Below are 20960 nucleotides of genomic sequence, written 5' to 3'. Positions count from 1 at the left end.
CATGACCCAGCAGTCAATCGAGCCGAAGACCGCCGCGACGGACGCGGGCGCGGGCAGCCGCGTTCCGGCCGGACGGTCCTGGCTCGACCGGTACTTTCACATATCCCAGCGGGGAAGCTCGGTCGCGCGTGAGGTGCGTGGCGGCGTCACGACCTTCATGGCGATGGCGTACATCCTGCTGCTCAACCCCCTCATCCTGTCCGGCAAGGACGCGGCGGGGGACGTGCTCGGCCAGAAGGCGCTGATCACCGCGACCGCGTTCGCGGCGGCCTTCACCACGCTGCTCATGGGCTTCGTCGGCAAGGTGCCGCTGGCCCTCGCCGCCGGCCTCTCGGTGTCCGGCGTGCTCTCCTCGCAGGTCGCCCCGCAGATGACCTGGCCGCAGGCCATGGGCATGTGCGTGATGTACGGCGTGGTCATCATGCTCCTGGTCGTCACCGGCCTCCGCGAGATGATCATGAACGCGATCCCGCTGGCGCTCAAGCACGCCATCACCATGGGCATCGGCCTGTTCGTGGCGCTGATCGGCCTGGTCAAGGCCGGCTTCGTCCACCAGGGCAAGGCGACCCCGGTCAGCCTCGGCGCCACCGGTGAACTCGCCGGCTGGCCCGTCCTGCTCTTCGCCGCCACCCTGCTGCTGATCTTCATGCTCCAGGCGCGCGGTGTCCCGGGCGCGATCCTCATCGGCATCATCTCCGGCACCGTGGTCTCGGTGCTGCTCAACGCCGCCGGGGTCATCGACCCCAGGCAGTGGGCCAGCGGCGCACCCGAGCTGCACGGCAGCGCTGTCTCCATGCCGGACTTCTCGCTCTTCGGCAAGGTCGAGTTCGGCGGCTGGGGCCAGGTCGGCGCGATGACGGTCGGCATGATCGTCTTCACGCTGGTGCTCGCCGGGTTCTTCGACGCGATGGCCACCATCATCGGCGTCGGCACCGAGGCCAAGCTCGCCGACGCCCAGGGCCGGATGCCGGGCCTGTCGAAGGCGCTGTTCATCGACGGAGCCGGCGGCGCGGTCGGCGGGGTGGCCGGAGCCTCCGGCCAGACCGTCTTCGTGGAGTCCGCCACCGGTGTCGGCGAGGGAGCCCGCACCGGCCTCTCCTCGGTGGTCACCGGCCTGTTCTTCGCGGCCTGCCTCTTCTTCACCCCGCTCACCGCGATCGTGCCCGGCGAGGTTGCGGCGGCCGCCCTGGTGGTCATCGGCGCGATGATGATGATGAACGCGCGCCACGTCGACTGGGCCGACCGCGCCACCGCGATCCCCGTCTTCCTGACCGTCGTGATCATGCCCTTCACTTATTCGATCACCGCGGGCGTGGCGGCCGGCGTGATCAGTTACGTCGCCATCAAGATCGCCCAGGGCCGGGCCCGGGAGATCGGGGCCTTCATGTGGGGCCTCACGGTGATCTTCTTCGTCTACTTCGCGCTCAACCCGATCGAGAGTTGGATGGGCGTCCACTGACGCCCGGGCCGGCGTCCACGGACGCCCGGCCCGCTCCACGCAACCGCTGTTGGCACCGCTGTTAAGGAGACCGAGATGCTGGACATCGCCGAAGAGCTGCACCGGTGGGTCGAGCAGGGCCGTGACTTCGCCGTCGCCACCGTGGTGGCGGTCGGCGGCAGCGCGCCCCGCCAGCCGGGCGCCGCCCTCGCGGTGGACGCGGAGGGCACGGCCATCGGCTCGGTCTCGGGCGGTTGCGTGGAGGGGGCGGTCTACGAACTGTGCCGGCAGGCGCTGGAGGACGGCGAGAGCGTCCTCGAACGCTTCGGCTACAGCGACGACGACGCCTTCGCGGTCGGCCTGACCTGCGGCGGAGTCATCGACATCCTCGTCACCCCGGTCCGCGTACGGGACACCGCCCGCCGCGCGGTGCTCGCGGGGGCGCTGGCCGCCGCCGCGGCCGGTGAGGCGACCGCTGTCGCCCGGATCGTCAGCGGCCCCGCCGAACTGATGGGCCGCGCCCTGTTCGTCCGCTCCGACGGCTCGTACCAGGGCGGCTTCGGCGCCCATCCCGAACTGGACCGCACGGTGGTGGGGGAGACGGCCGCCCAGCTCGACGCGGGCCGCACCGGCACCCTGGAGATCGGAGAGCAGGGCTCTCGTTGCGGAGCACCGCTCACCGTCCTCGTGGAGTCGTCCGTCCCGCCGCCCCGCATGATCGTCTTCGGCGCCATCGACTTCGCCTCGGCACTGGTCCGCATGGGCAAGTTCCTCGGCTACCGGGTCACCGTGTGCGACGCCCGCCCGGTCTTCGCGACCCGGACCCGCTTCCCCGACGCCGACGAGATCGTCGTGGACTGGCCCCACCGCTACCTGGAGAGCACGGAGGTCGACGCCCGGACCGTCCTGTGCGTCCTCACCCACGACGCCAAGTTCGACGTCCCGCTGCTGCGGCTCGCCCTGCGCCTGCCGGTGGCGTACGTCGGCGCCATGGGCTCCCGGCGCACCCACCTCGACCGCAACGCGCGGCTCCGCGAGGTCGGCGTGACCGAACTGGAGCTGGCCCGCCTGCGCTCGCCCATCGGCCTGGACCTCGGAGCACGCACCCCCGAGGAGACGGCGCTGTCCATCGCCTCGGAGATCGTCGCCAACCGCCGCGGCGGCACCGGCCGCTCCCTGACCGGCGCCCACACCCCCATCCACCACGACCCGGCCGCGACGCCGGGCCGCCGGATCGGGTCGGTGGCCTGACCGCACCGCCGTCCGCGCGCGAGGCCCGCCCCGCACCGGGGCGGGCCTTCTGTCGTCCAGGCCGCCTCAAGGCAGCCCCGGGCACCCACCGGCCCGTCCAAGGCAGCCCCGGACGGCCCGCTGAGTACCGCCGGACGGCCCGGCGAGTACTCCCGGACGCTCGTCCCACTGCTCCAGTGAGCCGATTCCCCTCGTGTCGCCCGGATTCCGTCGCGTGTATTGACGTAGGCAGACAGCTCGGCGAGTCTCCTGTGGGAGCGCTCCCGCACGTCCCTCGCGACCGTTGTGACCCAGGAGTGAACCCGCATGAGACCCCGCATGAGACGACGCACCCCCGGCCTGCTCGCGGCCCTGTCCCTGGGGGCCGCCGCGCTGCTCGGCGTCCCCCCGGCCCACGCCACGGACGTGCCTGCCACAGCCTCCGCCCCTGCCCCCGCCGCCGGTCGGACGCCCGCGCTGTACGTCCCGGACGCCAACCCGGACGCCTACCGGCAGGCCGCCGACCTCGCCCGGACCGGCCGGCTGCGTGACGCGGCGGGCATCCTCGCCATGGTGCGCACCCCGCAGGCCGTGTGGTTCGGCGACCAGACGCCCGGCGAGGTGGAGCGGCAGGTCAGGGCGGTCGTGCGGGACGCCGGGCGGGACGAGGCGACCGCCGTGCTCGCGCTGTACGACATCCCCGGCCGCGACTGCTCCAACTACTCGGCGGGCGGCGCCTCGAACACCGCCGAGTACCAGAAGTGGATCGACGCCGTGGCCCGGGGGATCGGCCACGGCGACACCATCGTCACCCTCGAACCCGACGCCCTCGCCCTGCTTCCGGACGACTGCGGCCAGGACGACGCGCAGGGCACCAAGACCGCCGCGCGCTACGCCGAGGTCAACTACGCCGTCGACAAGCTGGAGCCGCTCTCCGGGACTCGGGTCTATCTCGACACCGGGCACCCCGGCTGGCACACCGTCGACTCCATCGTGCCGCGCCTGATCAAGGGCGGGATCGCCCGCGCCTCCGGCTTCTACACCAACGCCTCGAACTACAACACCGACGACGCCAACTCCTGGTACGGCAAGCTGATCTCGTCCTGCCTCGCCTACGCCGCCGGTGGCAAAGACGTCGCCGCCTGCCCGAACCAGGACCGGCCGCGCGCCGAGGCGCAGGCCTGGATCGACGCCCATGTGCACACGCCCGCCTCGCGGATGAAGCATTTCGTCACCGACTCCAGCCGCAACGGCCGGGGCCCCTGGATCCCGCCCGCCGGCACGTACTCCGACCCGCAGGACTGGTGCAACCCGCCCGACCGCGGCCTCGGCGCGCGACCCACGCTCCGCACCGGCGACCCCTTGCAGGACGCCCGTCTGTGGATCAAGACCCCCGGCGAGTCGGACGGCCTCTGCCTGCGCGGCACGGCCGGCCCGAAGGACCCGGAACGCGGGACGGTCGACCCGGCCGCGGGGGACTGGTTCCCCCAACAGGCCCTGGAACTGGTGCGGTTCGCCAACCCGCCCCTTCTGCCCGGCAACTGAGGGCCCGTCAGCTCGGTGCGCCGCCGCTCCCGGACGGCGGCGCACCGCTGTCGGCGAGGCGGCGCCGTCCCCCGGCCCTTGGACGGCGCCGCCCGCTGACCGGCGTCTCACCCCTCGCGCAGCAGCGCGTCCGTCGCCCGTCCGAACATCCACCGCGCCGACCGCTCCAGCGGACGGTCCGCGAACCGGGGCAGCCCGCGTACGTCCAGATCCTCGCGCCAGACCACCCGCGAACCCCCGCCGGCCGCCGCATGGACCTCGATCTCGGCCCACCCGGTGACGACCCCGCCGCGCTTCTCCAGCCGGCACCGCCCCGGGCCGCCGTCACGCGGTGGCCGCCAGTCGGTGACCTCCATGGGGTCGTCGAACGCGAGGGGGCCGATGCCCGAGCGCGCCACGAACACCGTGCCCCGCCGGGTCGGCGCCGGGGTGCGCACGGTCACCCGGGTCAGCGGGACGACGTCCGCGTGCCGGGGCCAGTCGGTCAGCCGGCGCCAGCTCTCGGCGACGGAGTGCCGGGACACGCGTTCCAGGACGAAGAGGACCACGGCACGAGCCTAAGCGCCGCGCGGACAGGCGCGAGTCCAGGACCGGTACCGGAGGTCAGGGCCGGTGCCGCGAGGTCACTGCCCGGGCCGCGAGGTCAGGGCCGGTACACGGTGCCCGGTTCCGCCTTGCCGGGCGCGAGAAGCTGCGGCACCGTCACGAACACGTACCCCCGCTCCTTCAGCGCGTCGACGATCCCGGGCACCGCGGGCACCGTGCCCGGGTAGAGGTCGTGCAGCAGGATGATCCCGTCCCGGGACGACTGCTGGAGGACACGCTTCTCTATCAGCGCGGAGTCGTTCGTCATGTAGTCCTTGGCGGTCACGCTCCACAGGACCTCGGCGAGCCCCTCCTCCCGCGCGATCTCGTGCACGGTGTCGTCGGTGCGGCCCTGCGGCGGTCGCATCAGGGTCGGCCGGCGCCCGGTGAGCCGCTCTATGGCGTCGTCCGGGCGGCGCAGCTCCTCGCGTATCTCCTTCGGGGATATCCGGGTGAGGATCCGGTGGTCCCAGGTGTGGCCGGCCACCTCGTGCCCCTCGTCCGCCATGCGCCGCACCAGTTCCGGGTACTTCTCGATGTGCCGCTTGCCCAGCAGGAAGAAGGTCGCCGGGACCTTCTTCTCCTTGAGGATGTCGAGCAGCCGGGCCGAGTGCTCGCTCGGGCCCGCGTCGAAGGTCAGCGCGATGCACTTGGCCTGGCGGCAGTCGACGGTGCCGAACCCCGCCCGCAGGGTGCCGTCGCCCGCGTTGGCCCGCGCGGCGCTCGGCGCGGTGGTGCGCAGGGTCGTGCACCCCGCCAGCGGGAGGGCCAGCGCGGCGGCCGCGAAGATCGTGGCCACCGTACGGAACCCGGGCAGGGGTCTTTTCATCTTCCAGGGCGGAGAAGGCATGCGAGCACTATACATACGGTGTATACACCGGATATATAGCCGTTTGAGCTGCGTGGATGTGCTGCCTGGATGAGCTGCGCGAGTGTGCTCAGCGAACGCGCCGATCGGGGGCGCTGGGTGGGGAGCGCCGGTCGAGGTGCGATCCGATCGGGGAGAGAGCCGGCGGACCCCGGGTCAGACGATTCTGCGTACGGTGTCCGGTCCCGGCGGCTTGTGGCCCGGGCGGCGCACACCGGCCGTACGGCCCACCAGCAGGGCCAGGGACAGCAGCCGCCGCCAGTCCATCGGGGGCTGGGCCTCCGGGACGCCGGGCCGCTTCCTCGGCACGCGCACCCGCAGCACCCCCGGCTCGACACGGCAGCGCACCGGGGTCGGCAGCATCATGGCCTCGCCGTCGATCCCGACCTCCAGCTCCTCGCTGTCGGCGCCGACGACCACCTCACGGGCGGTGAGCACGGAGAGACCGGCCGGGTCCGGGGCGAGCAGCAGGGCGGCGGCCTCCACCGCGCTGTCGACCTTGACGCCGAGGATGCCGAGCAGCCCCGAGTCGAGCCGCTCACGGCGGCCGAGCCCGGCCGGGTCGTCCGTGCGGTACGGGTTGTTGCTGACCAGCAGCGCCTGCGGGGCGTCGAGGACCACCCCGGCGGCCTCCGCGGTGAGCCGCGGCCCGCGCTGGCGGGTGAGCAGGTCCGGGAGGAGCTGGAGCGAGGTGCCGATCTTGTCGTCCCGGTAGGCGGGGTCCTGGACGACCGCCGCGTACGCCCCGAACGAGGCGTTGTTGACGAAGGGGTGGCCGCCCGCGAAGCCGAGGTCGACCCGCAGCTCCACGCCGTCCGGCAGGGCGTCGAGGCAGGCCGACGGGTCGTCGCGGTCGAGACCGAGGTCCATCGCGAAGTGGTTGCGGGTGCCGGCCGAGACGACGAGGAACGGCAGGCGGTGCTCGGCGGCGACCGCCGCGACGAGCGCCTGCGTCCCGTCGCCGCCCGCGACGCCCAGCAGATCCGCCCCGTCCGCGACCGCCTGCCGGGCCAGCGCGGTGACGTCCTGATGCTCCTCGGGATCGAGCAGCACGACCCGCGCGCCGAGCCGTTCCGCCTTCTCCACCAGACCGAACCGCGCCACCTTGCCACCGCCGGAGAGCGGGTTCATCAGGACGAACGGCCGTCGCGGCGGCGGTGTGCGGTGCTCCTTCATCGGCCGGACCCGGCCGCGGGCGCTGCGCAGCGCGTACCGGCCGCACCACACCGCGAGGACCCACAGCACGGGAGACAGCAGCAGCGTCCACAGCAGGGTGACCGCGAGGACCACGATCACGCCGAGGGGCACGGCGATCGCCAGGGTCCCCGCGATCCAGCGCGCGGGTCCCCGCCGGGTGAGCGTCCACCACAGCGCCGCCGCCGCGACGGCCATGCCGACGACGGCCGCGACCACGAGCAGGACACCCCGGACCCCGCCGGTGAAGAGCGGTACGGCCACCGCGAGCGCCGCCGCGGCCAACGCGGCCCGCGCCGCCCACCGCTCGCGGGCGGGCGGCTTCGTGTCCGTCATCGTTCCTCCACCGCTCGGTCCCTGGCGCACTGCGCTCACCGTACGAGAGGAACCGCGCCGCCGGTCACACGGACCCGGCGGGATGCGCCGGCCGGCTGCGGCGAGAGGTGCCCGCCGTCCGCCGGGATGGGCAGGCGGTTTGCCGAGACGCGCGGGCCGTCCGGAGCGACGCGCTCACCGAGGGCGCGCGGACGCCTCCGTCGGTTCCGACTCCGACTCCGGCCCCGACCTCGATGCCGGCCCCGGCGCCGCCCCGGCCGCCCGCTTCGCCGACGGGCCGGGGCGGGTACGGGCCTGCGGTGGGGTCAGCTCGCCGTGGTCCGCGCCGCAGACCACCACCGCGCGGACCTCGTCACCGCAGCCCTTGTGCAGCACCTCAAGGGGCGGCCCCTCGGGGTCCGCCGTGTAACGGTCGCCCCACTGCTTCAGGGCGATCATGGCGGGCCACAGCTCCCAGCCCTTGCGGGTGAGCCGGTACTCGTGGCGGGTGCGGCTGCCCGGTTCGCTGTACGGGACGGTGTCCAGGATTCCGGCCGCGACCAGCTTCCGCAGCCGGTCGGACAGCACGCTCTCGGACAGCCCGACATGCCGCCGGAAGTCGTCGAACCGCCGTACGCCGTTCATGGCGTCCCGGAGCACCAGCATCGACCACTTCTCGCCGATCAGGTCGAGCGTCCGCCGCACCGTGCAGTTCTCGGTGCTTGTGTCGAGCCATGTCATGGGGCCCATCGTAGGCTGGCTGCGACATTGACAGCCAGCCTGCGCACTGGCTAGCTTCGAAAAAAGAAGCCAGTCTGAATTACGCACCCGGTGCGGCGCACGTGCCGGACGGTCGAGCGAGCGGGAGAGTCATGGGCAGGTCACGCACTTACGACTGGGAGGACCCGGCCGTCTCCGCCGCCGCCGTCGGGCGGTACAGCGGTCTGGAGTTCCTCCGGGAGGTGCAGGCCGGCCGCCTCCCCGCGCCGCCGATCGCGGCGACCCTCGGCATGACCCTCGAAGAGGTCGAACACGGCCGCGCGGTCTTCGCCCTGGTCCCCGGCGAGGAGCACTACAACCCCATCGGAAGCGTCCACGGCGGCGTCTACGCGACGCTGCTGGACTCCGCGGCCGGCTGCGCCGTGCAGTCCGTGCTGCCCCCGGCCATGGGGTACACCTCGCTCGACCTGAACGTGAAGTTCCTGCGGCCCGTCACCGTGGACACCGGCAGGGTCCGCGCGGTCGGCACCGTCCTCAACAGCGGGCGCCGCACCGCCCTCGCGCAAGCCGAACTCTTCGACGCCGCCGACCGGTTGCTCGCCCACACCACGAGCAGTTGCCTGCTGTTCCCCGTCCCCGTCTGAGGAAGTCCCCGCCTGAGGAAGTCCCCGCCTGAGGAGCGGGCGACTTGGGGAACGTCGGGGCTGCCTACAGGGGGGTGTGACCCTCCAGGTACTGCCGTACGGCGTCGGGCAGTCCGGCGCCGATGGCCTCCGCGAACGGGGTCCAGCGGAGCTGTTCGGGGGTGAGCCGCGCCTCGGCGGAGGGCGTGTCGCTCAGCAGCCGGCACACCACCGTCGAGGGTCCCGCCACCGGGCCCTCGGCCGGTTCCTCCTCCGGCTCCAGGATCGAGGAGCCGTCCACGAGATAGCCGGTGAGTTCGTAGACCACCCGCGCCGCCGTCGCCTGGGGACGCTCGGCGAGTTCGGGAGGGCCCGAGGGGAGCCGGCGGCCGTCCGGCGTGTCGATGAGCAGCAGCAGGCCGTCGTCCACGACGACCGCCTGCACCGTGTCCCGGGCGGTCTGCTCCAGTGTCATGGCCCAACCGTTCCTTCCGTCGCCGCGCGGCCGTCGGGCCGGTCCCGTCCAGGGTGTTCCGTACCTACCCGCCGGACGTCGCTTCACGCGGCGCGGGCGCCCCTCGTCGGTTCCCGTCGCGGGGGCCGCCGGAGCACCCGACCCCGCCGGGCCATCCGACCCCGCCGGGCCATCCGACCCCGCCGGGCCATCCGACCCCGCCGGGCCATCCGACCCCGCCGGGCCGGCCCGCCGCAACAGGGCTAACGTGGCCGTGTATGAGGACGAAGCTCCCCCTGGACGCGGTGCCGCGCCTCACCGGCGCGATCGTTCTCGGTGCCGCGGTCGGGGTGGCCGTGGCGTTCCCGACCGACATCCTGCTGGGGCTGCTGGCGGGGATCGCGGCCACCGAACTGTTCTTCGTCATGGCCGGCTGGGCCGTGCTGTGGCCCATGGACGCCGCCGCCACCCGCCGCAACGCCCGTCGCGAGGACTTCCGGCCGGTGACCGACGAGTTCGTGGTCGTCGCGGTCTCCCTGTGCGGGCTGTTCGCGATCGTGCTGCTGCTCCTGCGCGGCGGCAAGGCGGACGACGGTCACGCGGCGGCCGTCACCGCCCTGTGCGGCGTCTTCCTCGCCTGGTCCGCGCTGCACCTGATGTACGCCACCCGCTACGCCTACGTCTACTACGAGCACAACGGCGGCATCGACTTCAACGCGGACGACCCGCCCTCGTACCGCGACTTCTTCTATTTCAGCTACAACCTCGGCATGACCTACCAGGTCTCCGACACCGACGTGTCCAGCTCCGAGATCCGCTCGATCGTGCTCCGGCACTCCCTTCTCTCCTACGTGTTCGGCACGAGCATCCTCGCCACGGCCATCAACGTCGTCGTGGGGATCGTCAGCGGCTGACCCGGCCGGAGCGGGGCCCCGGCGCCGCGCGTCGCGCGTGCCGGCCGTTCGGATCTCGTGCGGGCCGTTCGGAGCGCGTGCCGGCCGTTCGGATCTCGTGCGGGCCGTTCGGAGCGCGTGCCGGCCGTTCGCATCGCGTGCCGGCCGTTCGGATCTCGTGCGGATTCCTCCGGTACGCAGCAGGATGGGGAAAGCACCGACCGTCCCGCACCCGTGGGGCACCCTCGCGTCCCGCGTCCCGCGTCTTACGAGGAGGCCGACTCTTGGCTGAGCGACAGGCCGTGATCGCCCGACCGGCCAGGGCCACCGTCTTCCTCGTGCTCACCGTAACCCCGGGACACGAGGACACGGTCCGCGACCTCCTGGAGGACGTGTCGGGCCTCGGCCGCTCCGTCGGTTTCCGCGCGCCCGGCGAGCGGCTCGCCTGCGTTGTCGGCATCGGCTCCGATGTCTGGGGGCGTCTGTTCAGCGGGCCCCGCCCACGCGAGCTGCACCGGTTCGTGGAGCTGAACGGCAAGCGTCACCGGGCCCCCGCCACCCCCGGCGACCTGCTCTTCCACTTCCGCGCCGACCGCATGGACCTCTGCTTCGAAATGGCCCGGCTCGTCATGGAACGCCTCGACGGCGCGTGCGCGACCGTGGACGAGGTCCACGGGTTCAAGTACTTCGACGAGCGCGACCTGCTCGGCTTCGTCGACGGCAGCGAGAACCCCGAGGGGCAGCTCGCCGCCGACTCCGTGTTCGTCGGCGAGGAGGACCCGGACTTCGCGGACGGCAGCTACGTGATCATCCAGAAGTACGTGCACGACATGGCCGCCTGGAACGCGCTGCCCGACACCGAGCAGGAGAGGGTCATCGGCCGCACCAAGATGGCCAACGTCGAACTCCCCGACGACGTCAAACCGGCCGACTCCCACGTCGCGCTCAACACCATCACCGACGACGACGGCGACGAACGCAAGATCGTGCGGGAGAACATGCCGTTCGGCGCCCCCGGGGAGGGCGAGTTCGGCACCTTCTTCATCGGCTACGCCCGCACCCCCGACGTGACCGAGCAGATGCTGCGGAACATGTTCCTCGGCGACGGCCCGGCCCCGCACGACCGCATCCTCGACTTCTCGACCGCGATCACCGGCTGCCTCTTCCACGTCCCGACCGTCGACTTCCTCGACGACCTTCCCGCCGCCCCCGGCACAGTGGACGCGGACGTCTCCGCGCCCCCCGGCGAGGAAACGGCGGAGACGGCGGAGACGGCGGCGGACCTGCCCGCCAACCCCGCCGAGCCTCCCGCCACTCCCACCGAGCGGCCCGCCACTCCCTCCGAGCGGCCCCCCGCTCCCTCCGAGCGGCCCGTGGCGAACGGTTCGCTGGGCATCGGCAGCCTCAAAGGAGTCTGAACATGACCACGTTCGACGGCACCGGCAACCTGCACCGCGAACTCGCCCCCATCACGCCCGCCGCCTGGGCCGAGATCGAGGACGAGGCGCGCCGCACCTTCCGCCGCAACCTCGCCGGACGGCGCGTCGTGGACGTCACCGGCCCCGAGGGCCCGGAACTCGCGGCCGTCGGCACCGGCCACCTCTCCGGCATCGACGGACCCTCACCCGGGGTCACCGCCCGGCTGCGCCAGGTGCAGCCGCTGGTCGAGCTGACCGTGCCGTTCCGGGTCGGCCGCGACGCCGTGGACGACGTCGAGCGGGGCGCCAAGGACTCCGACTGGCAGCCGGTCAAGGACGCCGCCCGCACCATGGCGTTCGCCGAGGACCAGGCCGTCTTCAACGGCTACGCCGCCGCGAGCGTCGACGGGCTGCGCGCCCGGACCTCCAACCCGGTGCTGCGCCTGCCCGCCGAGCCGCGCGACTTCCCCGACGCCGTCAGCCACGCCCTGAGCACCCTGCGGCTGGCCGGCGTCCAGGGCCCGTACACGCTGCTGCTGGGCGCCGAGGCGTACACGGCGGTCAGCGAGACCTCCGACCACGGCTACCCCATCGCCGCCCACCTCGGCCGGATGCTCGACGGCCGGCTCGTCTGGGCGCCCGCCGTCGAGGGCGCCTTCCTGCTCACCACCCGGGGCGGCGACTACGAACTGCGGCTCGGCGAGGATCTCGCCATCGGCTACACCTCGCACGACGCCTCCGGCATCGACCTCTACTTCCGGCAGACCTTCACCTTCCTCGTCTACACCGACGAGGCCGTGGTCGCCCTCGACCCGTGGACCGAGACGGGCACGGACACAGGGGCGGGCACGGACACAGGGGCGGGCACGGAGACGGGCGCGGGTGCGGGCACGGAGACGGGCGCGGGTGCGGGCACGGGTGCGGGCACGGACAAGGGCTGACGGCACCGCCCTTCCCGCTCGCGGTCCCGCGGTGCCGTGCGTACGGCACCCCCCCCCGGTCGGTCGGTCTGTCCAACGCGTCTTCCCCTACGGCGAGTTGGCCGCTCGCCCCACAATCACCGCGCTCGGCGGACCGGGCATCCGCGACATTCCCTCCGGTTGCGGAGCAATAGGCCCCGCGAAATGGTGGAGAGTACTCGTCGCCGCTCCGGGAGCTGCTCATGTCGATGTCGACGTACGGATTCGGCTCGTCCGACCCCTTCGGTGAACTGCTGAACCGCTTTTTCGGTATGTCACCCGCGTCATCGCCTCCCGCGGTGCAGCGTGTGCCGATCGGGCGGCTGCTGACCGAGTCCTCGCAGGAACTGCTCAACCTCGCCGCGGGGCGCGCCATGGAGGAGGGCACCTCCGACCTCGACACCGAGCACCTGCTGTGGGCGGCCACCAAGGTGGAACCCGCGCGCTCGCTGCTCGCCCAGGCCGGGGCCGATCCCGACACCCTCGCCGGGCAGCTCGCCGAGGTGCTGCCCCGGGAGGCCGGCGAGCCGTCCTCGGAGCCGGGCCTCACCCCCGCCGCCAAGCGCACCCTCGCCACCGCCTACGCCCGCTCGCAGGCGGCCGGTGTCTCCTACATCGGCCCCGAGCACATCCTCGGCGCCCTGCTCGGCGACGCCGACAGCGGCGCCTCCCGGTTCCTGCGCGCCGAGGGCCAGGACGCGCGGAAACTGGCCGGACTCACCGAGCGCGCCGCACGCCAGGACAGCCGCTCCGCCGAGCCCGACAAACCGGCGACGACCCTGGACGAGTACGGGCGGGACCTCACCGAAGAGGCCAAGGCGGGCAAGCTCGACCCGGTGGTCGGCCGCGCCGAGGAGATCGAGCAGACCATCGAGATCCTCTCCCGCCGCTCCAAGAACAACCCGGTTCTGATCGGCGAGCCCGGCGTCGGCAAGACCGCCATCGTCGAGGGGCTCGCCCAGCGCATCGTCTCCGGCGACGTGCCCGACACGCTGAAGGGCAAGCGGGTCGTCTCGCTCGACCTGTCCGGCATGGTGGCGGGCGCCCAGTACCGGGGCCAGTTCGAGGAGCGCCTGAAGAAGGTCATCGAGGACGTCCAGGACTCGGACGGCGAGATCATCCTCTTCATCGACGAACTCCACACCGTGGTCGGCGCGGGCGCCTCCGGCGAGAGTTCGATGGACGCGGGCAACATGCTCAAGCCCGCCCTCGCGCGCGGCGAACTGCACGTCGTCGGCGCCACCACCATCGACGAGTACCGCAAGTACGTGGAGAAGGACGCGGCGCTCGAACGCCGTTTCCAGCCCGTGATGGTCCCGGAGCCCACCGTCGAGGAGACGGTGCAGATCCTCGAAGGCCTGCGCGACGCCTACGAGGCCCACCACCAGGTCCGCTTCGCCGACGGCGCCCTCGCCGCCGCCGCCGAACTGTCCGACCGCTACATCAGCGACCGGTTCCTGCCCGACAAGGCCATCGACGTGATGGACCAGGCGGGCGCGCGGGTACGGCTGCGCAGTGCGAGCCGCTCGACCGAGGTCGCCGAGCGCGAGGACCGTATCGCCAAGCTGCGCCGCGAACGCGACCAGTCCGTCGCCGCCGAGGACTTCGAGCGGGCCGGCCGGCTCAAGGAACAGATCGCCGAGGCCGAGGGCGAACTCGCGGGCATCGAGGAGCGGCGCGCCGGCGTGGTCTCCGTGACCGCCCGCGACATCGCCGACATCGTGTCCCGGCGCACCGGCATCCCGGTCTCCCAACTCACCGCCAGCGAGAAGGAGAAGCTCCTCAAGCTGGAGGAGGAGATGCACTCCCGCATCGTCGGCCAGGACGAGGCGGTCACCGCCGTCTCACAAGCGGTACGCCGCAACCGCGCCGGCATGGGCGACCCCAACCGGCCCGTCGGCTCCTTCCTGTTCCTCGGCCCGACCGGCGTCGGCAAGACGGAACTCGCCAAGACCCTCGCGGAACTCCTCTTCGGCGACGAGAACCGCATGACCCGCTTCGACATGAGCGAGTTCCAGGAGAAGCACACGGTGGCCCGCCTGGTCGGCGCGCCGCCCGGATACGTGGGCTACGACGAGGCCGGCCAGCTCACCGAGAAGGTCCGCCGGCAGCCGTACAGCGTGGTGCTGTTCGACGAGGTCGAGAAGGCGCACCCCGACGTCTTCAACACACTGCTCCAGATCCTGGACGACGGCCGGCTCACGGACGGCCAGGGGCGCACCGTCGACTTCCGGCACTGCGTCGTGATCATGACGTCCAACATCGGCGCGCATCTGATCCTCGACCACAAGGGCGATGTGTCCGAGCTGAAGGACGTGCTGATGGAGGAGTTGCGGACCCGGTTCCTGCCGGAGTTCCTCAACCGCATCGACGACATCATCATCTTCCACGGCCTCAGCGAGAACGACCTCGGAGAGATCGTCGAGCATCTGCTCGGCCAGAGCGAACGCCGGGTCCACGCGCAGGGCATGAAGCTGGAGGTGACGGACGCGGCGAAGAAGCTGCTCGTCGCCCACGGTCACCAGCCGGAGTTCGGCGCCCGCCCGCTGCGGCGCACCATCCAGACCGAACTCGACAACCGCATCGCGGAGTTGCTGCTCAGCGGCGACGCCGAACCCGGCGACACGATCGTCGCCGACGTCGTGGACGACTCCCTCCACTGCACCGTACGCAAGGGCGAGGGCCCGGCGGACGGGGACGGGGACGCGGAGACGCCGGGGAGCGGGGAGCCGGCCGGCGGCGCGGCGGACGGGCGGGACGGCGCGACGAACGACGGGACGGAGGGCTCCTGACACCGAAAGGCGTGCCCGGCCGGGGGAACTCCCCTGCCGGGCAGTCCATTTGAGGAGGCTGCGCATGACGCACCACAAGTCCAACCGAGCTGTCGAAGGCGATCCGGAGCACGGCCACAGCAGGGGGATGCCCCGCAGGGTCGACGAGGACGAACTCCAGGCGCGTACGGAACGCGACCGGCGCGAGGTCGGCCTGCCGGGCGGGCCCACGGACGACCCGGAGGCCGACTACCGGCAGGAGCGCGAGGAGATCGACCGCGAGGTCGGCACCGGTGAGATGCCGTCTGGCCGGCTCACCCGACGGGAGCGGGACCCCTTCCCGCCGTCGCACTACGAGGGCTGAGGGAGCGGGCAACCGGAGTGGCCGGGCGACAAGACCGGCCGGCGCCGGCCGACCGCGGGGACCGTGTGCGCGACGGACCGTGTACGTGACGGTGGCCCCGCGGTCAGCGGTGTCCTGGTCAGGTGAGGTCAGGCCGGTCCCGGTCAGGCCGGCGGTGGCCTGGTCAGGTCGGCCGTGTCCCGGTCCCGGTCAGGTCGCAGGCCGGCCGTGTCCCGGTCAGCCGTCGTCGCCCGTCGCGGACCCGTCGCCGAGGGAGACCACGACCGCGCTCTCCTCGCCGTCCGGGGCGTCGAAGGTCACCGTGTCCCCGGGGCCGTGGCCGAGCAGCGCGCGGCCGAGGGGGCTGTCGGCGGTGACCAGTGTCCGGTCCCGCGCCACCGCCGTCTCACCGATCTGTACGGTCTCCACCGTGCCGTCGCCGAACCGGACGGTGACCGTACTGCCCACGCCGACCTGGCCGGTCGGGGGCGGCCCCGCCAGGTCCGCCTGGCGCAGCCGCGTGGTGACGTCCGTGATCCGGTCGTCCAGCCGTCGCAGGTCGTCGGCGCGCTGCAACTCGTCCGCCTCGTCGGCGCGGTCGCCCACCTCGGAGTCGGAGCCGCGCAGGGTCGCCGAGACGGTATCGCGCTCGGTGCGCAGGTCGGCGAGTTCCTGTTCGAGGGCCTGCCGGGCGGCCTCGCTGATCGGCGCTGGTTCGCTGGGCATGCCCGCTCCTCGGGATAGGGGACCGTCCGGCAGGCTGCCGCGCCGGACGGAGCAGATCATTCGATCCTAGGTCGAATCGCGACGGTTTGTGATGTATGGAATCGTGGGACGCGGTGTTCCCGGACCCGTTCTGCCGCACCGCGCGACAGGACGCGTCCGCAGTCCGCGAGTGAGGGAGGTCCCGTATGTCCTCGAAGCGACGCCGCAAGAAGAAGAGCAGGCGCAAGCACGCCGCGAACCACGGGAAACGACCCCAGACGTAGCTCGACTTGAGACCAGGCGGACCCGGCTCCAGGCTCGGTGAGACTCTTGAACGCATCCCAGAACGGCCGCGACGGTGTGGAACCCCATGTGGGACCCACCCCCGACGGTGAACCGGAATTCCATCCGTACCACCACCCGGCGGCCGGCTGGGGTGCTGCCAAAAGCGTCACCCGCGTCCTGGTGAGCGAGAAGGCCCTCGTGGACGGCCCGCGCGCCATCATGCGCATGAACCACGAGCGAACGGGCTTCGACTGCCCGGGGTGCGCGTGGCCCGACGACAACAAGGGCCTGCACCTCGACATCTGCGAGAACGGCATCAAGCACGTCACCTGGGAGATGACCGGCAAGCGCGTCGGCCCCGAGTTCTTCGCCGCGCACTCGGTGAGCGAACTCTTCGAGTGGAGCGACTTCGACCTGGAGGACCAGGGCCGGCTCACCGGGCCGATGGTCTACGACCCCGACACCGACCACTACGTGCCGATCAGCTGGCGCGACGCGTTCCAACTCGTCGGCCGTACGCTGCGGGAACTGGACGACCCGAACCAAGCCTCGTTCTACACCTCGGGCCGGCTCGGCAACGAGGCGACCTTCCTGTACCAGTTGATGGCGCGCGAGCTGGGCACCAACAACCTGCCCGACTGCTCGAACATGTGCCACGAGGCCAGCGGGCGCGCGCTCACGGCATCCCTCGGCACTGGCAAGGGAACCGCCGACCTCAAGGACTGGGAGACCACCGACGCCCTGTTCATCATGGGCGTCAACGCCGCCTCCAACGCGCCGAGGATGCTCACCGCCCTCGCCGAGGCCTACGACCGCGGCGCCCAGATCGTGCACATCAACCCGCTCGTCGAGGCCGCCGCCACCCGCACCATCGTGCCGCACGACTTCACGGACATGGCCCTCAACAAGTCGACGCGGACCAGCACCCTCAACCTCCAGGTCCGCGTCGGCGGCGACATGGCGCTCCTGCGCGGCATGTCCAAGGCCGTGCTGGAACAGGCGAAGACCGATCCCAAGGCCCTGGACCAGGAGTTCATCGACCGGCACACCGCCTACTTCGACGACTACCGCGCCCTGTGCGAGGCCACGCCCTGGGAGGAGATCGAGCGCCAGTCCGGCATCGACCGGGACGGCATCCTCAAGGCCGCCCAGGTGTACCGCCAGGCGGACCGCTCCATCATGAGCTGGTGCCTCGGCGTCAGCCAGCACGAACGCGGCGTCGACACCGTACGGGAGATCGTCAACCTCCTTCTGCTGCGCGGCAATCTGGGCCGCGAGGGCGCGGGACCCTCACCGGTGCGCGGCCACAGCAACGTCCAGGGCAACCGGACCTGCGGCATCGACCACCGGCCCGGCCAGGAGTTCCTGGACCGGCTCGGCGAGGTCTGCGGGATCGACCCGCCCCGCGAGCACGGCATGGACACCGTCGCCACGATCCACGCCATGCACCGCGGCGACGTGAAGGTGTTCGTCGGCATGGGCGGCAACTTCGCCCTCGCCGCGCCCGACACCCCGTACACCTACGCGGCACTGCGCAACTGCGACCTGACCGTCCAGGTGAGCACCAAGCTCAACCGCAGCCACCTCGTGCACGGCCGGCGGGCGCTCATCCTGCCGTGCCTCGGCCGGACCGAGAAGGACCACCAGCGCGGCGGCCTGCAGAGCACCTCCGTCGAGGACTCGATGAGCATGGTGCACCTGTCCATCGGCATGAAGCGGCCCGCCTCGAAGCACTTGCTGTCCGAGCCCGCCATCATCGCCGGCATGGCCCGCGCCGCCCTGCCCGACAGCACCACACCCTGGGAGTGGTACGTCGAGGACTACGACCGCATCCGCGACACCATGGCGCAGACCCTCGACGGCTTCGAGGACTGCAACCGGCGCGTCCGGCTGCCGCTCGGCTTCCGCATCAAGCAGCCCGCCCGTGAACTGGTCTTCCTCACCCCGAGCGGCCAGGCCGAGTTCTCCACCGCGCCGCTGCCCGACGTGATCCCCGCGCCCGGCACCCTCGCGCTCGGCACGATGCGCTCCCACGACCAGTGGAACACGACGATCTACTCCGACAACGACCGCTACCGGGGCATCAAGAACCTGCGCACGCTCGTCTTCATGAACGAGGACGACATGCGCGAACGCGGCGTCGGCGAGTTCGACCCGGTGAACATCGTCGCCACCGCCAAGGACGGCAGCCACCGCCGCCTCGACGGCTATCTGGCCATCCCCTACGGCATCCCCCGGGGCTGCGCGGCCGGCTACATGCCGGAGATGAACGTCCTGTGCGCGATCGGCGACTACAGCCTCCAGAGCGACCAGCCGTTGATGAAACACGTCAAGGTGACCATCGAGAAGGCGAGTTGAGCCCGGCCCGACGGCTCTGGCTGGCTCGCGGTCCTCGCGGTCCTCGCGGTCCTCGCGGTCCTCGCGGTCCTCGCGGTCCTCGCGGTCCTCGCGGTCCTCGCGGTCCTCGCGGTCCTCTCGGTCCTCTCGGCCCTCTCGGTTCTTACGGTTCTTACGGGACGCGACTGGGCCGGGTGCGCCGCAGAAGTCCTGCGGCGCACCCGGCCTGTCGAGCGTCCGGTCACCAGTGGCGCGTCAGTTCACCGCGTCCGTTCAGCGGACCCGGATGAAGAGCACGTCGTAATTGCTGTTGGTGCTGCGGTTCTTGATGTAGACGCCCTCGCCGCTGCCGTTGGGGTTGCCGGTGTTGCCCTCGACGGCGGTGAAGCTGGAACCGGACACCGTCCGGACGATGCCTATGTGCTCGTGACCGCCGGTGAAGTCGTTGCCCCCGTTCCAGTCGTAGGCCACGATGTCGCCCGGCTGCGGGCTGCTCGTCACCGACAGGTGGTAGTTGCCGGCCCGGGCCTGCTTGACCCAGCCCGACACATAGGTGTTGCGGTAGGACGTGGCGCCCGTCTGCTTGCCGACCCAGCTCACGAACGTGGCGCACCAGGCGTAGTCGTTCGTGGAGAGCGACAGGCCCACGGCGGAGCCGTAGCTGTTCGCCCGGGCGCTGCCCTCGGTCGTGCCGACCTCGGCGGAGGCCACGCTGAGGATCTTGCTGTAGCCGCCGCCGGGCGGCGGTGACGACGGCGGGGCGACCGCCCCGTACAGGGCCGCCTTGGTGTTCGGACCCACATGGCCGTCGACCGACAGGCCCTTCTCGGCCTGGAAGTCCCGCACGGCACTGTCCGTCAGCGACCCGAAGTCGCCGTCGACGGCGAGATCGGCACCGTGATGGTTGAGCAGACTCTGCAACTCGGTGACGCAGCCGCTCTTCTGCCCCTTCACGATCTCGTTCGGGCAGGACCCGGAGTTCAGGTTGACCGGCGCCGGAGCGCCGTTGCCGCCGCCACCGCCGATGTTCGAGTACAGCGCGGTCTTGGTGTTCGGTCCCACCTCACCGTCGGCCGATAGACCGCTCGCCGACTGGAAGGCCTTCACGGCCGCCAGCGTCTGCGGCCCGAACTCGCCGTCCACGCCGATGTGCTGGCCCTTGCCGTTCAGCAGCGCCTGGAGCGTGGCGACGCAGCCGCCGGTCTGCCCCTCCACGATGTTCGCCGGGCAGGACGCCGACCTCAGGTCGAGACCCGTCGACGGCGACTCGTCGGTGTCGTACAGCTCCCGCTTGGTGTTCGTGCCGACCTGACCGTCGACCGACAGTCCGTGGGCGGACTGGAAGCTGCGGACCGTGCTCTCCGTGCCCGCGCCGAAGTCGCCGTCCACCTCGATCGAGTAGCCGTGGTGCCGCAGCAGCCGCTGGAGTTCGGTGACACAGCCGCCCTTGTTGCCCTTGACGATGTTCGCCGGGCAGGACGAGGACATGAGGTTGACCGGCGCGGGCGCCGAGCCCCCGGTCGCGTACAGCTTGCTCTTGGTCTGAGGGCCCACCCGGCCGTCCACGGCGATCGCGGTGGCCGCCTGGTACTCGCGCACCGCGTAGTACGTGTTGGCCCCGAACTCACCGTCCACCTGGAGACCGGCGCCGTGGGCGTTGAGCAGTTGCTGCAACTCCGTTACACAGCCGCTCTTCTGGCCCTGCACGATCTCGGCGGGGCAGGACGACGAGGTCAGTCTGACCGCCGCCGGCGCGGCCGTGGCGGGGCCGGCGCCGATCAGGACGCCGGCCGAGAGCAGCGCGGCGGTCGCGGCGAAGGTGCCGAGCCGTGTCTGCCACCCCGGGCCGCCGTGGAGGTGGCTCCGGCGGCGCGGGGGCGCGCTGTCGGCGTAGGCGTGGATCGCGGGTCTTCCCATGTCCGGGGGACAACTCCTTCGGTTCTGCGACGGCGGGGGGTTCAGCACGGGTAGGCGGACGAGAAGTCGTTGGCGAAGCGCTTGAACGCGGCGCGGGTGCCCGAGCCCGGGTCGCCGTCGATGGCGCCGGTGTAGCTCCAGCCGAACTTCAGCATCCGCTGGAGCGCCTTGATCGTGTTCGGGCCGGGGTCGCCGTCGATGCTGTCGGTGTAGCTCCAGTACGCCCGCAGGTGGCGCTGCATCGCCTTCCAGCTGTTGGTGCCGAGGTCGCCGTCGATGGCGCCGGTGTAGCTCCAGCCGAACTTCAGCATCCGCTGGAGCGCCTTGATCGTGTTCGGGCCGGGGTCGCCGTCGATGCTG

General features: G+C 71.9%; 16 protein-coding genes and 2 pseudogenes. 10 read left to right on the top strand and 8 right to left on the bottom strand.

Translation table 11 applies throughout. From position 1 onward, the window contains the following. Position 1 precedes the first annotated feature (1 nt). From AB0912_RS24225 to AB0912_RS24215, 3 genes are all read left to right on the top strand, one after another. Complete coding sequence (locus tag AB0912_RS24225; RefSeq protein ID WP_366703103.1) at positions 2–1459, top strand: NCS2 family permease; 1458 nt, start codon at positions 2–4, stop codon at positions 1457–1459. A gap of 75 nt (positions 1460–1534) precedes the next feature. After that, positions 1535–2689 (top strand): XdhC/CoxI family protein, encoded by a 1155-nt coding sequence (locus AB0912_RS24220; RefSeq protein ID WP_366703101.1) that lies wholly within the window; start codon positions 1535–1537, stop codon positions 2687–2689. A gap of 318 nt (positions 2690–3007) precedes the next feature. Further along, on the top strand, positions 3008–4213 hold the full coding sequence (locus AB0912_RS24215) for a glycoside hydrolase family 6 protein (protein WP_366703099.1): 1206 nt from the start codon (positions 3008–3010) through the stop codon (positions 4211–4213). A gap of 107 nt (positions 4214–4320) precedes the next feature. Here AB0912_RS24215 and AB0912_RS24210 read toward each other — a convergent pair whose 3' ends face one another. From AB0912_RS24210 to AB0912_RS24195, 4 genes are all read right to left on the bottom strand, one after another. Continuing rightward, positions 4321–4761 carry an SRPBCC family protein gene (locus tag AB0912_RS24210; RefSeq protein ID WP_366703097.1) on the bottom strand — a complete coding sequence of 147 codons (441 nt, stop codon included), beginning with the start codon at positions 4759–4761 and terminating at the stop codon, positions 4321–4323. Between the two features lie 95 nt (positions 4762–4856). After that, a complete protein-coding gene (locus AB0912_RS24205; RefSeq protein ID WP_366703127.1) occupies positions 4857–5627 on the bottom strand; it encodes a polysaccharide deacetylase family protein in 771 nt (256 codons plus the stop codon). 195 nt (positions 5628–5822) lie between these two features. Beyond that, complete coding sequence (locus AB0912_RS24200; protein WP_366703095.1) at positions 5823–7196, bottom strand: diacylglycerol kinase family protein; 1374 nt, start codon at positions 7194–7196, stop codon at positions 5823–5825. A gap of 174 nt (positions 7197–7370) precedes the next feature. Beyond that, positions 7371–7916, bottom strand: coding sequence for a helix-turn-helix domain-containing protein (locus tag AB0912_RS24195; RefSeq protein ID WP_366703093.1), 546 nt, complete (start codon positions 7914–7916; stop codon positions 7371–7373). Positions 7917–8047: 131 nt separating this feature from the next. Between AB0912_RS24195 and AB0912_RS24190 the strand changes: the two genes are divergently transcribed. Next, on the top strand, positions 8048–8539 hold the full coding sequence (locus AB0912_RS24190; RefSeq protein ID WP_366703091.1) for a PaaI family thioesterase: 492 nt from the start codon (positions 8048–8050) through the stop codon (positions 8537–8539). 64 nt (positions 8540–8603) lie between these two features. Here the strand turns inward: AB0912_RS24190 and AB0912_RS24185 are convergent, their stop codons facing one another. Then, positions 8604–8993 carry an NUDIX domain-containing protein gene (locus AB0912_RS24185; RefSeq protein ID WP_366703089.1) on the bottom strand — a complete coding sequence of 130 codons (390 nt, stop codon included), beginning with the start codon at positions 8991–8993 and terminating at the stop codon, positions 8604–8606. Between the two features lie 257 nt (positions 8994–9250). Here AB0912_RS24185 and AB0912_RS24180 point away from each other — a divergent pair, with 257 nt between their 5' ends. From AB0912_RS24180 to AB0912_RS24160, 5 genes and pseudogenes are all read left to right on the top strand, one after another. Next, the gene (locus AB0912_RS24180; RefSeq protein WP_366703087.1) at positions 9251–9886 is read left to right on the top strand and encodes a DUF1345 domain-containing protein; all 636 of its coding nucleotides are present in this window, start codon (positions 9251–9253) and stop codon (positions 9884–9886) included. Positions 9887–10149: 263 nt separating this feature from the next. Next, complete coding sequence (locus tag AB0912_RS24175) at positions 10150–11283, top strand: Dyp-type peroxidase (RefSeq protein WP_366703085.1); 1134 nt, start codon at positions 10150–10152, stop codon at positions 11281–11283. A gap of 2 nt (positions 11284–11285) precedes the next feature. Beyond that, a pseudogene (locus AB0912_RS24170) lies at positions 11286–12092 on the top strand (family 1 encapsulin nanocompartment shell protein); the annotation flags it as partial. A 353-nt stretch (positions 12093–12445) separates the two neighbouring features. Then, positions 12446–15034, top strand: a complete 2589-nt coding sequence (locus AB0912_RS24165; protein WP_366703083.1) for an ATP-dependent Clp protease ATP-binding subunit — start codon at positions 12446–12448, stop codon at positions 15032–15034. 64 nt (positions 15035–15098) lie between these two features. Next, the gene (locus tag AB0912_RS24160) at positions 15099–15377 is read left to right on the top strand and encodes a hypothetical protein (RefSeq protein ID WP_366703081.1); all 279 of its coding nucleotides are present in this window, start codon (positions 15099–15101) and stop codon (positions 15375–15377) included. A 216-nt stretch (positions 15378–15593) separates the two neighbouring features. On the opposite strand, the gene AB0912_RS24155 is transcribed toward AB0912_RS24160, so the two are convergent. Beyond that, the gene (locus AB0912_RS24155; protein WP_366703079.1) at positions 15594–16082 is read right to left on the bottom strand and encodes a GreA/GreB family elongation factor; all 489 of its coding nucleotides are present in this window, start codon (positions 16080–16082) and stop codon (positions 15594–15596) included. Between the two features lie 309 nt (positions 16083–16391). Here AB0912_RS24155 and AB0912_RS24150 point away from each other — a divergent pair, with 309 nt between their 5' ends. Then, the gene (locus AB0912_RS24150; RefSeq protein ID WP_366703077.1) at positions 16392–18704 is read left to right on the top strand and encodes an FdhF/YdeP family oxidoreductase; all 2313 of its coding nucleotides are present in this window, start codon (positions 16392–16394) and stop codon (positions 18702–18704) included. A gap of 252 nt (positions 18705–18956) precedes the next feature. Here AB0912_RS24150 and AB0912_RS24145 read toward each other — a convergent pair whose 3' ends face one another. Together AB0912_RS24145 and AB0912_RS24140 are read right to left on the bottom strand one after the other, a co-directional pair. Then, the gene (locus tag AB0912_RS24145) at positions 18957–20600 is read right to left on the bottom strand and encodes a peptidoglycan-binding protein (RefSeq protein ID WP_366703075.1); all 1644 of its coding nucleotides are present in this window, start codon (positions 20598–20600) and stop codon (positions 18957–18959) included. 41 nt (positions 20601–20641) lie between these two features. Continuing rightward, positions 20642–20960 (bottom strand): annotated as a pseudogene (locus AB0912_RS24140) (hypothetical protein); the annotation flags it as partial.

The sequence above is a fragment of the Streptomyces sp. NPDC007084 genome (assembly GCF_040703595.1).
In the GTDB taxonomy this organism is placed as follows: domain Bacteria; phylum Actinomycetota; class Actinomycetes; order Streptomycetales; family Streptomycetaceae; genus Streptomyces.
The sequence above is the reverse complement of the archived record's forward strand: the minus strand, read 5'-3'. Positions and strand labels throughout refer to the sequence as shown.